The sequence below is a fragment of the Anaerotignum lactatifermentans genome, from assembly GCF_014982935.1.
Taxonomy (GTDB): Bacteria; Bacillota; Clostridia; order Lachnospirales; family Anaerotignaceae; genus Anaerotignum; species Anaerotignum lactatifermentans.
Genome location: NZ_JADCKK010000071.1, coordinates 1 through 11,617 on the forward strand (window position 1 = coordinate 1; position 11,617 = coordinate 11,617).

The following is an 11,617-nucleotide window of genomic DNA, read 5'->3' on the forward strand; positions in this document are numbered from 1 at the left end:
TGCATGTGTTAAGCACGCCGCCAGCGTTCATCCTGAGCCAGGATCAAACTCTTATGTTAAAATTTACAAACGGCATCGTCGGTTGGAAATTTTATAAGTGAGTTTTCGTAGAAAAGTCACGCATAAAACCCAGCGACCTGCACGCTTTGAGTTGACCTAGCCAGTTAATCTGGCTATCCTCCGGTTTTTTCGAAACCGGCAAACTCTTGTCATTTTATATTAGCTGCGGTTGTTTTTTCGCTTTGCGAAAACCGCTCGCTTTTCACCATTTTGCATTCTCTGACGCTTTGCAGCGTTAGGTCGAATGCTTCATAACCGGTTCAAAGCTCACTAACCGAATTGACTATGGGTTGTAAGTTTATTTCTGCTGTTTAGTTTTCAAGGATCAGTCTGTGCCGCTTTTTCAGCGGCGAGTGATATTTTATCACTTTTTCATTTTTCTGTCAAGTTCTTTTTTTCGAACATTTTCTTTTCGGAGAGAAGAACTTGTCTGTCAAGTTTTGACAGCGAAAAATATTTTATCAGAAAGCTTTTCGCTTGTCAAGAACTTTTTTTATTTTTTCTTTACTGCTTTATCTGTGTTTCAGCAGCGAATAGTATGTTACCACATCGTTTCCGATCTGTCAACAACTATTTTTCAATTTTTTTGGAACTTTTTCACTGTGTTCCGACAGCGAAATATATATTACCATCGGTTCCCACTTCTGTCAACACTTTTTATGGTTCTTTTATCAGTACATTGTATACTTATTTCAAACATCTTTTTTCTTTTTATTTATTAGGAAAGAACTCATCCTATTTCCTACTTTTCCTGTGGAAAATCTTAATTTTTTCGAAAAACCGTTGACAAATCCTTCCTATAGGCGTATGATGAACCCGAAAAGAATAGTTCCGGTAGGTAAGGCTACTACAGGGATATGGACTGCTGCCGCAAAATGATGGAGACATCATGCGATGGTTTGAACAGGTTACATCGAAACCAAGGTGTAGCATAACGCAGTTTCACCGCCCTGCAGAGCTAAAGCTCGAAACGGTTGCATTTTTTATAAAATGGCATTTGATTTCCGTACAATCGTTCGAGTTTGTACGGTTTTTTTATGCAAAAAAGAGGTGAGATTATGGACGCAGGTCATCCAGACAATTACAACTCCATCCAGCGGGCAAACCAATCAAACTGTTTTATGGAACAGATGGGCATGACATCTGTATCCATAATCTAGTTTCTTTCTGAAAATATAAGACCGAAAAATTGGCATTGCACCGCTTCACGATTGCCCTCCTATGGGGCTATTTCGAAATTTTGAAAACATAGTTTTCATGCGGTGTTTTTTTTGCGCCCTTTTTTCGGGAAAATCCCCCTGATTTCAGGGTTTTCATAGAGCATTCCAATCAAAAAAGCGAGGTGAGAAGCATGGACGCAGAAGGCAGTAGCAGTACAAAAACAACAGAACGAAGGCAAGCGGATGAACGTCCTCCTGCGGACATGCTTCCGCTCTGAAGAAAAGTTCTCTGTTTTTGTCTGTACAATCCAAAACCACAAAAATCTAAGAATATGGAGGTACGGACCTATGAAAAAAACATTGAAAGAAAGAATCCTCAAAACAAAAATCGCAGCAGACATGGTTCGCCGCGATCAGATCAATGACAGACTGAAATTTGCCGCAGAAAATTCCAGAAAAAATGTATTCGCTGCCCTGAGCACTTCTCAGGAAGGTCTGGCAGACGAACAGGTGGAACAGCTGCGGGAACTCCATGGTGACAACAACGTAACCCATGGCAAAAAAGAATCTCTTTTCAAAAGACTCTGCAACGCATTCATCAATCCTTTTACTGCAATCTTATTTGTTCTGGCAATCGTTTCCGCCTGCACAGAAATCATCTGGGCAGCTCCCGGCGAAAAAGATGCCACAACCGTTATCATCATCACTGTTATGGTACTGGTATCCGGTATCCTGCGTTTTGTACAGGAAACACGCAGCGGCAATGCGGCAGCAAAGCTGTCTGCTATGATTCACACAACAGCAGCCGTTACCCGGAAACAGCACGGTACACAGGAAATCCCCATGGATGAAATCGTTGTAGGCGACATCGTTACCCTGTCTGCCGGCGATATGATTCCTGCGGATCTGCGCATCGTAACAGCAAAAGACCTGTTCATCAGCCAGTCTGCTCTGACAGGCGAAAGTGAACCTGTGGAAAAACTGCCTCAGAAACAGAAAATCACAGGTGCTATCACAGAAGCATCCAACCTGGCTTTCATGGGCAGCAACGTTATCAGCGGCAGCGCAACCGGCGTTGTTATTGCAACCGGCAACGACACTATGCTGGGCGATATGGCAAAACATCTGTCCGAAAAACCTGCAAAAACTTCTTTTGAAAAAGGCGTAAACTCTGTTTCCTGGGTACTGATCCGCTTCATGCTTATCATGGTGCCCATCGTACTGTTCCTGAATGGCTTTGCCAAAGGGGACTGGCTCAATGCAGCCCTCTTTGCCATTTCCATTGCTGTTGGTCTGACACCGGAAATGCTCCCTATGATCGTAACCACCTGTCTGGCAAAAGGCGCCGTTGCCATGAGCCGTCAAAAAGTGATCATCAAAGATCTGAACGCTATCCAGAACCTGGGTTCCATTGACGTTCTGTGCACAGACAAAACCGGCACACTGACAAAAGACAAAGTAGCACTGGAATACCACCTGAATGTTATGGGCGAAGAAGATGACCGCATCCTGCGTCACGCTTTCCTGAACAGCTACTATCAGACAGGGCTGAAAAACCTTATGGATAAAGCCATCATCGAACGTACTCACGCACTCATCGAAAGAACACCTGCTTTTGCTGTACTGGAAAACAATTATACAAAAGTAGATGAAATTCCCTTCGACTTTGAACGCCGCCGCATGAGCATCGTAGTTGCAGACAAAAAAGGCAAAACACAGATGATCACAAAAGGCGCCATCGAAGAAATGCTGTCTATCTCCACATTCGTAGAATACCATGGTGAAGTGGTAGAACTGACAGACGAAATGAAAAAAATGGTTCTGGCAAAAGTAAATGACCTGAACAACAACGGTATGCGTGTACTGGGCATTTCCCAGAAAACAAATCCCTCCCCTGTTGGCGCATTCTCCGTAGCAGATGAAAACAACATGGTTCTCATTGGATATCTGGCATTCCTGGACCCTCCCAAAGAAACCACTGCTGCCGCAGTCAAAGCACTGCAGGAATACGGTGTAGCCGTAAAAATCCTCACAGGTGACAATGAAAAAGTAACAAAATATATCTGCAAACAGGTAGGTCTGTCCGTAGACCGCATCCTGACAGGTGACCAGCTGGACGACATGACAGACACAGAACTGGCAAAAGCAGCAGAAAACACCACCATTTTCGCAAAACTTTCTCCTCTGCAGAAAGCAAGAGTGGTAACACTCCTCCGTGAAAACGGTCACAGCGTTGGCTACATGGGTGACGGCATCAACGACGCCGCTGCCATGAAAGCATCCGATGTAGGTATCTCTGTAGATACTGCCGTAGACATCGCAAAAGAATCCGCAAATGTTATTTTGCTGGAAAAAGACCTGATGGTACTGGAACAGGGCATCATTGAAGGCAGAAAAACTTATGCCAACATGATCAAATACATCAAAATGACAGCTTCCTCCAACTTCGGGAATATGTTCTCCGTATTGGCAGCATCTGCATTCCTGCCTTTCCTGCCTATGGCTTCCATCCACCTGATTCTGCTGAACCTGATCTATGACATCTCCTGCACTGCAATTCCTTGGGACAACGTAGACGCAGAATTTTTGAAAGAACCTCGGAAATGGGATGCTTCTTCCGTCAGCAAATTCATGCTGTGGATTGGGCCTACCAGCTCCGTATTTGACATCGTAACTTATCTGGTAATGTACTTCGTAATCTGTCCTGCAGTATGCGGCGGTTCTTTCCATAGCTTGGATCCTGCATCCCAGACAATGTTTATCGCACTGTTCCAGGCAGGCTGGTTTGTAGAATCCATGTGGAGCCAGACTCTGGTTATTCACATGATCCGCACACCTAAACTGCCCTTCCTGCGCAGCCGTGCTTCCGTTCCCGTTGTACTGCTGACATTCACAGGCATTGCCGTACTGACAGCCATTCCTTTCCTTCCCTTCGGCGCACATATCGGTCTGTCAGCACTGCCTCCCGTATACTTCACATGGCTGGCAGGCATTATCGTTGCTTATGTAACACTGGCAACCATCATGAAAAAATTGTATATCCGCAAATATGGTGAACTGCTGTAATATACAGAAAAAAATAACATTTTTCAAATTTTGTATTGACAAATGTCCTTCTGACATGGTATAACTTTTGAAAAGCAGAAACCGCAGAAAGAGTGTAAGTACCTTTTCCGGAAGCTGTTTCCAGAGAGCTGTGGATGGTGAGATCACAGCAGCAGTGGGATGAGGGAATGGGCTCTTGAGGGCAAACCGAAAATAGTAGGTGCGCCGGAGAACTCCCTTCGTTAACAAAGGACGCATATGATCGTATGCATGAGTGGGCAGATTTTCTGCCAATCAGGGTGGCACCGCAGGATTTTACGCCTGTCCCTTTGACAATTATGTCAGGGACAGGCGTTTTTTTATAAAAATCAAAATCAACCAAAGAAAGGAGCATGCACCATGAACACAAAAGAAATCCCTTACAAAATTTATTTAGACGAACAGGAAATGCCGAAACAGTGGTATAATCTGCGGGCAGACATGAACAACAAACCCGCTCCCCTGCTCAATCCCAGCACACTGAAACCCATGACCGCAGAAGAACTCAGTCAGGTATTCTGTGAAGAACTGGTAAAACAGGAATTGGACAACGATACCCCTTACATTGATATTCCCGAACCCATTTTAAAGTTCTATAAAATGTACCGTCCTGCGCCTCTGGTGCGTGCCTATTGTCTGGAAGAAAAATTGCAGACTCCCGCAAAAATCTACTATAAATTTGAAGGCAACAACACCAGCGGCAGCCATAAACTCAATTCCGCCATTGCACAGGCTTATTACGCAAAGGAACAGGGACTGAAAGGCGTCACCACAGAAACCGGTGCCGGACAATGGGGTACAGCCCTGTCCATGGCATGTGCTTACTTCGGTTTGGACTGTCAGGTTTATATGGTAAAATGCTCCTACGAGCAGAAGCCTTTCCGCCGTGAAGTCATGCGCACTTATGGCGCGGCAGTAACGCCTTCCCCTTCCATGGAAACAGAAATCGGCAGAAAAATCCTTGCAGAGCATCCGGGTACTTCCGGCAGTTTGGGCTGCGCCATTTCTGAAGCCGTAGAAATGGCTGCCAAACAGGATGGCTACCGTTATGTACTGGGCAGCGTCCTCAATCAGGTATTGCTTCATCAGACCATCATCGGTCTGGAAACCAAAGCCGCTCTGGATAAATACGGCGTGAAAGCAGATATGATCATCGGCTGTGCCGGCGGCGGCTCTAATCTGGGCGGTCTGATTTCTCCTTTTATGGGCGAAAAACTCCGCGGCGAACGGGATTATCAGATCATCGCTGTAGAACCCGCTTCCTGCCCCAGCCTCACCAGAGGGAAATTTGCTTATGATTACTGCGACACCGGTATGGTAACACCTCTCCAGAAAATGTATACCCTTGGCAGTAACTTCATTCCTTCTGCCAACCACGCAGGCGGTCTGCGGTATCACGGTATGAGTTCCATCCTTTCTCAGCTTTACCATGATGGGCTTATGGAAGCACGTTCTGTGGAACAGACAGCCGTTTTCGCCGCCGCTACGGAATTCGCACGGGTAGAAGGCATCTTGCCTGCTCCTGAAAGTGCCCATGCTATTTATGTAGCCATGGAAGAAGCGAAAAAATGCAAAGAAACAAGCGAAGAAAAAACCATCGTCTTTGGACTGACAGGTACTGGATATTTCGACATGTTTGCATACGAAAAATTCAATAATGGCACCATGACAGACTATATCCCCACAGACGAAGATCTGAAACAGGGATTCGATGGCATTCCTCGCTTCCCCGGAAATGAATTTTAATTTTCATTACCTATTCATAATAGATATTGAAATTCCAAATACGAACAAGGTCTCTCAGACATTGATTCTGAACAAACCTATAATCATTCAAAAAGAGGATACTCCGTGTTCACCCGAAGTATCCTCTTTTATTGTAGAAATGATTGTTCCATCACATAAAAGAATCTTGATATGATCCATCGTTCTATCGATTTCGATGTCCTTTATATCTAATGTAGAAATTGTCCCAGCACACATAAAGCGTATATTTTTCGCAATAACATCATGCCAGTCTATTCTTGCCGTTATTCCTGCGTAATAAGATTTTGGATAACAGTTTATTTTAAAGTACCCAACAAAACTAGCTTCTTCTGTAAATCGTTCCTTCTTGATTGATCCATCAATAACAATGGATGTTGCGCCTTCTTCCTGATTTGCTGTATAAACCATCGCTTCCAACTCTTTATTGATAGGTACAGGGCGTTGTAATATATAAAATATCGCCAAAATGATACATATTCCTGCAATGATACCCCTTTTGATCTTTTGAACCAACACGATACCCCCTTCCGAAATCCAGAATCCGCTTCTACTTACTTTCTATCAGTTTTATTTTACCATTTTTCTGCCACTGCTTCCACTTATGCCCTCTAAAAATCCCCTCAACAACTGCCTTCATAAGAAAATCTTCCTTATAGGAATTCGGCAAAAAAATAATAGCTGGAATCCTTTGTATCAATGAACTGCACCCCACTTGTTATTCAGTATATCATACTGTCTAACAAATGGGGTGCAGTTCACAATGAGAATTCCAGCTATTTTTATTTTTATAAACCAACACCTAAAGATACAATCTCTTTGGAGCTGTATTTTTTATACAAGGACCATTATTTTTCCACTGTCATAGTCACTGTTTTTGTTGCACTATCCCACTGAAGTGCATCTGTGGACATGCCTGTCACAGTGCACCAGTCACGCAGAGACAGAAATGCGCGATCATTTACTGTTTGAGGTGCTGTTACCAGTGTTGTTTCTTCCCCATTGATGGTAACGGTTTTGTCTGTTCCTTCTACAGGAATCACAACAGTGGTATCATCATAAGTAATGGTTGCAATTTTGTCTTTCTGATTCCAGTCGATCTGCACGCCATCTTTGGAAACATTCAGCAGTGCCCGCAGTGGCAGCATGGTGTAACCATCTTCGGAAAGATATGCAGGTGCATCCAGTGCGATGCGTTCCTCATCGTCTTTCACCAGATAAGTTTCCCCAATCTTAATCTGGAAAACATGGGTTTCTGCCGGTGTTTCTTCGGGTTTATCCTCTGGTTCCTCCGGCGTTTCTTCTGGCTCTTCCGGCTGATCTACAACGGTTTTTCTGTAGAATGTAATGGTTTCATAATCCTTATCATATTTTTCGCTGAAATTCAGCCATTCGTCTGTGGGTTTTGCAGGAGAACGGTATGTGACTTTTACCAGTTCGTCTGTATCCATCATATAGAAGTTATCGTCATAAGGGTCGTGAACTTCAACTTTTGCCTTATCATAAATATTCACCACACCATCACTGCCTCTGGCTTCATCCACATACAGCACATGACCTTCGGGATAAACTTCCAGAAAAACATTGTCTTCCAGATTGATGTCACCACGATATACATAAATAACGCTGGAAGAAGCGCTTGTGGTTCTTACCACCAAATCGTCATTACCTCTTACAGTCAAATCCCCCTCTGCATAAATGGCATGCAGACCATATCCATCCACATTGATTTCACTGTCCCCATCCAGATAGAGAATGCTGTCCTCCGGCAGACAGATGGCACCTTCTCTGCCATTGGTATTGCTTTCATCTGCATTGACATACAATCCATCAATGGTCAAGATTCTGCCGCTTGCATCCCAGTCCCAACCGTCACCGCTGACGTCTGTATCATATGTGCGGAAATCATAATCTAAAATTTCGTTTTCCGCCGCCAGAGCTGTCTGGGGAACCAATCCCATAAGCATTGCCGCCGCAAGCCCTGCACAAAGTACTTTTTTCTGTTTCATGTTCATTCCTCCTTACCATCTCTTTTTTCCATCATACCATATTTTCCCGTTCTTTGCCGTTACGGTTTTTTAACATTTTAGACGCAAAAACCACCCTTTCGTTCCCAATTTGAAAAAACTTTTGGAAAGCTGGTAATTTTGTCTGTTTTCTTTTATAATAAGAGATTAGGAATGAGATAGAAAGAGAGGACATTTATGAAATATATCAACGAATTGCGCGAAGGTGAAAACATCATCGAACATTATCTGTGCAAGAGCAGACAGACTATGAAAAGCCGCAACGGCAAAAATTATCTGTCTTTGAAATTGCAGGATAAAACCGGTATGGTGGACGCCAAAGTCTGGGATCTGAACAACGATATTCAGAGCTTTCAGGAAAACGACTTTATCAAAGTAGATGCTTTTGTCACCACATTCAACAACGAACTGCAGCTGAATGTCAAACGCATCCGCCGCAGCCGCGAAGGGGAATACGATCCTGCGGATTTTGTACCCAGCACCGACAAAAACATCGATGAAATGTATGATCAGCTCATGGGCTATATCAAAACCATGAAAAATCCCTATCTGAAAAAACTGCTGGAAGAAATCTTCCTGCGTCATCCTGTCATCAGTAAGGAATTCAAATATCATTCCGCAGCAAAAGCTATGCACCACAGCTTCCGCGGCGGTCTGGTGGAACATACATTGTCTGTCACACAGCTTTGTGATTTTCTGGCACCTCGTTACAACTATGTAAACCGCGACATTCTTGTGGCATCCGCTATGCTCCATGATGTCGGCAAAGTGCTGGAACTTTCCGACTTTCCTACCAATGACTACACCGACGACGGTCAGCTTCTGGGCCATTTGATTCTTGGTTCCGAACTGATTCGGGATGCTGCTGCTAAAATTGATGGTTTCCCCAAACGTCTGGAATCCCTCATGAAGCACTGCATGCTGTCCCATCATGGGGAATACGAATATGGCTCTCCCAAACTGCCTTCCACACCGGAAGCTTTCCTGCTCCACTGTGCAGACAATCTGGATGCCAAAACAAAAATGATTGAAGAAGCCCTTGCGGCAGACAGCACCCAGGGACACTGGGCTGGCTACAACCGCATGCTTCAGCGCAACCTGAGCCGTTCCGACTTTGAATAAGCAGGTGGAACCATGGCAAAGGAAACCCTTTCCGCACATGAACTGAACAAATATACCTACTGCCCTTATCAGTGGTATTATGAAAAAATATATGGCAGAGCAGAACTGCGCCGTATGCGCAAAGAATATCTGGAAGAACTTGGTCTGGAAGATTCCACCACGGCCAATTTTGTACGAGGCGAAGCCTTCCATAGAAAGCTTTACCGCCAGTATCGCCTGCGACGGCTTTTGGGGAAAATTGCCCTTCTTGCTCTGCTGGTACTGATACTTATTTTTTGGGTAATGCAGTATGTCCATGTTTGAAAAAATCACTGCAAACTGGCTTTCTTTTGGCATTCTGTTTTTGCTGATTCTCTTGGCAGTTCTTCTGCTTTGGCGAACACGCCGTCCCCATCTGCAAAAACAACCCCGAAAAGATATTATGCCTGGCTTTACTTTGATTTACGCCGACCAGAAGCAATCCGTCAAAAAAAGTGAAGGCTTTGGAAAACTGCTCTATTCCGCAAAGTACGATCTACAGGGAAAACCAGACTATATTTTCAAAAAAAGACTGGGCAGTGCTATCGTTCCCGTAGAACTGAAAAGCGGTGCCATCAAAGACGCTCCTCTCCCCCATCCAGGAGATTTATTACAGCTGGCAGCCTACTTCCTTCTTTTGGAGGATATTTACGGCAAACGCCCGTCTTACGGTTGGCTGAAATACAGCGATTATATGTTTTATGTGCGAAATACCAGAAACTTGAGAAAAGAAGTGAAACAAACCATGGCAGACATGCGGAAAATGTTGGAGGACGGCGAAGGAACCCCCAACGCCAGCTTTGTCACCTGCCGCCACTGCATCTGCAACGGCACTGTATGTCCCTATGGTCAATATCATAGAAACGGAGGGGAAGTATGAAACTTCCTGTTGAGAAAAATCAGACCTACACCATGTCCATTACAGACATTGGCACCAATGGCGAAGGCATCGGACGCATTGACGGCTATACGGTCTTTGTGGAAGGTGCTCTGCCGGAAGAGGTCATCAAAGTCCTCATTGTCAAAACAAAAAAACATTTTGGTTACGGGAAGCTGTTAGAAATCTTAGAACCTTCCCCCCATCGGATAACCCCTGCCTGTCCTGTTGCCGCAAAATGCGGCGGCTGTCAGCTGCAGCATCTTTCCTATGAAGGGCAGCTTGCTTTCAAAACGAAAAAAGTCAAAGACCATTTGGAACGGATTGGTGGTTTTTCCGGCATTTCCGTAGGCTATGCCAAAGGCATGGAAGAACCTTGGCGTTACCGCAACAAAGCCCAATTCCCAGTGGGCGGAAAAACCGGTGAACCAGAAATCGGCTTTTATGCCAAACGCAGCCATCGCATCATCGACACGCCCGTATGTATGCTGCAAAATGAAGTAAATGACCGGATTGTAAAAATCATTCGGGCATTTCTGGCGGAATATGAAATTCCCCTTTATGACGAAACTATCCATCGCGGTCTGGTACGTCATATCCTGACTCGTATCGGCAGATGCACAGGAGAAATTATGGTTTGTCTGGTGGTAAACGGCAGAAAACTGCCCCATTGCGATGTATTGGTAGAACGCCTGCGGGAAATTGAAGGCATGACTTCCATCGTATTAAATGTAAATACAGACCAGACCAATGTAATCTTAGGAACAGAAGTCCATGTGCTTTGGGGTAAAGAAACCATTCGGGATTATATCGGAGATGTACAGTTTGAAATTTCTCCCCTGTCCTTCTATCAGGTAAATCCTTTGCAGACACAGGTGCTTTACCAGACGGCTCTGGATTTTGCGGAGCTGGAAGGAAACGAAACAGTACTGGATTTGTACTGTGGCATTGGTACCATCTCCCTGTTCTTTGCCCAGAAAGCAAAACATGTTTTCGGCGTGGAAATCGTACCGGAAGCCATTGCTGATGCTAAGAGAAATGCCGCTCTTAACGGCATGGACAACGCAGATTTTGCCGTTGGTGCCGCAGAAGATGTGATTCCCAGACTTTATGAGGAAAAAGGCATTACTGCTGATGTGGTCGTGGTAGACCCTCCTCGGAAAGGCTGCGACAGTGTCCTGCTGGATACCATTGCTGCTATCTCTCCGAAGAAAGTGGTTTATGTATCCTGTGATTCTGCCACATTGGCAAGGGATTTGGCATATCTCTGCCCCAAAGGCTATACCATCGAAAAAGTACAGGTGGTGGATATGTTCCCCCATACGGTGCATGTGGAAACAGTGGTTTTGCTGTCTAAAGTTTCCCATTGATATTTTGCAAATCATAACCACGCCTAAAAGACGTGGTTTGCACTAGCCCTATAAGGGCTTATTAAGAGCCAGCGCCTAAATGACGCTGGCTTTCACTTCGTTCAAGCCTTGGTGGTATGATTATCTGCTACCCTT

8 protein-coding genes, 1 rRNA gene, 1 riboswitch and 1 other annotated feature are annotated in these 11,617 nt (G+C 44.6%); of the genes, 6 read left to right on the forward strand and 3 right to left on the reverse strand.

Features of this window, described 5'->3' with window-relative positions; genetic code table 11:
* Positions 1 to 59: ribosomal RNA gene (locus INF29_RS12670) — 16S ribosomal RNA — on the reverse strand; the annotation flags it as partial.
* Between the two features lie 824 nt (positions 60 to 883).
* A riboswitch (M-box (ykoK) riboswitch) is annotated at positions 884 to 1,046 on the forward strand.
* 522 nt (positions 1,047 to 1,568) lie between these two features.
* Here INF29_RS12670 and mgtA point away from each other — a divergent pair.
* Both mgtA and INF29_RS12680 read left to right on the forward strand, forming a co-directional pair.
* On the forward strand, positions 1,569 to 4,286 hold the full coding sequence (gene mgtA, locus INF29_RS12675) for a magnesium-translocating P-type ATPase (protein ID WP_243184173.1): 2,718 nt from the start codon (positions 1,569 to 1,571) through the stop codon (positions 4,284 to 4,286).
* 75 nt (positions 4,287 to 4,361) lie between these two features.
* Positions 4,362 to 4,597, forward strand: a binding site (T-box leader).
* A 67-nt stretch (positions 4,598 to 4,664) separates the two neighbouring features.
* A complete protein-coding gene (locus tag INF29_RS12680) occupies positions 4,665 to 6,050 on the forward strand; it encodes a TrpB-like pyridoxal phosphate-dependent enzyme (protein ID WP_193487007.1) in 1,386 nt (461 codons plus the stop codon).
* A gap of 87 nt (positions 6,051 to 6,137) precedes the next feature.
* On the opposite strand, the gene INF29_RS12685 is transcribed toward INF29_RS12680, so the two are convergent.
* Positions 6,138 to 6,584 carry a hypothetical protein gene (locus tag INF29_RS12685; RefSeq protein WP_193487009.1) on the reverse strand — a complete coding sequence of 149 codons (447 nt, stop codon included), beginning with the start codon at positions 6,582 to 6,584 and terminating at the stop codon, positions 6,138 to 6,140.
* Between the two features lie 332 nt (positions 6,585 to 6,916).
* Entirely contained in the window at positions 6,917 to 8,077 is a 1,161-nt protein-coding gene (locus INF29_RS12690) for a copper amine oxidase N-terminal domain-containing protein (RefSeq protein WP_193487011.1), read from the reverse strand.
* Positions 8,078 to 8,272: 195 nt separating this feature from the next.
* Between INF29_RS12690 and INF29_RS12695 the strand changes: the two genes are divergently transcribed.
* Genes INF29_RS12695 through rlmD form a run of 4 tightly spaced genes read left to right on the forward strand, consistent with a single transcriptional unit; the run spans position 8,273 to position 11,482 of the window.
* Positions 8,273 to 9,217: a 3'-5' exoribonuclease YhaM family protein gene (locus INF29_RS12695; protein ID WP_191344549.1), complete on the forward strand. Its 945-nt coding sequence runs from the start codon at positions 8,273 to 8,275 to the stop codon at positions 9,215 to 9,217.
* Positions 9,218 to 9,229: 12 nt separating this feature from the next.
* The gene (locus tag INF29_RS12700; RefSeq protein WP_191344548.1) at positions 9,230 to 9,520 is read left to right on the forward strand and encodes a PD-(D/E)XK nuclease family protein; all 291 of its coding nucleotides are present in this window, start codon (positions 9,230 to 9,232) and stop codon (positions 9,518 to 9,520) included.
* A complete protein-coding gene (locus INF29_RS12705; RefSeq protein WP_207728173.1) occupies positions 9,513 to 10,115 on the forward strand; it encodes a CRISPR-associated protein Cas4 in 603 nt (200 codons plus the stop codon). The genes INF29_RS12700 and INF29_RS12705 overlap by 8 nt, the downstream gene beginning before the upstream one ends.
* Positions 10,112 to 11,482, forward strand: coding sequence for a 23S rRNA (uracil(1939)-C(5))-methyltransferase RlmD (gene rlmD / locus INF29_RS12710; RefSeq protein ID WP_193487015.1), 1,371 nt, complete (start codon positions 10,112 to 10,114; stop codon positions 11,480 to 11,482). Before INF29_RS12705 ends, rlmD begins: the two co-directional genes overlap by 4 nt.
* Positions 11,483 to 11,617: the final 135 nt, after the last annotated feature.

Excerpts from the sequence above, each read along its gene's own strand:
- mgtA (WP_243184173.1), top strand. The coding sequence starts at position 1,569 with ATGAAAAAAACATTGAAAGAAAGAATCCTCAAAACAAAAATCGCAGCA.
- INF29_RS12680 (WP_193487007.1), top strand. The coding sequence starts at position 4,665 with ATGAACACAAAAGAAATCCCTTACAAAATTTATTTAGACGAACAGGAA.
- INF29_RS12690 (WP_193487011.1), bottom strand. The coding sequence starts at position 8,077 with ATGAAACAGAAAAAAGTACTTTGTGCAGGGCTTGCGGCGGCAATGCTT.
- INF29_RS12695 (WP_191344549.1), top strand. The coding sequence starts at position 8,273 with ATGAAATATATCAACGAATTGCGCGAAGGTGAAAACATCATCGAACAT.
- INF29_RS12700 (WP_191344548.1), top strand. The coding sequence starts at position 9,230 with ATGGCAAAGGAAACCCTTTCCGCACATGAACTGAACAAATATACCTAC.
- INF29_RS12705 (WP_207728173.1), top strand. The coding sequence starts at position 9,513 with ATGTTTGAAAAAATCACTGCAAACTGGCTTTCTTTTGGCATTCTGTTT.
- rlmD (WP_193487015.1), top strand. The coding sequence starts at position 10,112 with ATGAAACTTCCTGTTGAGAAAAATCAGACCTACACCATGTCCATTACA.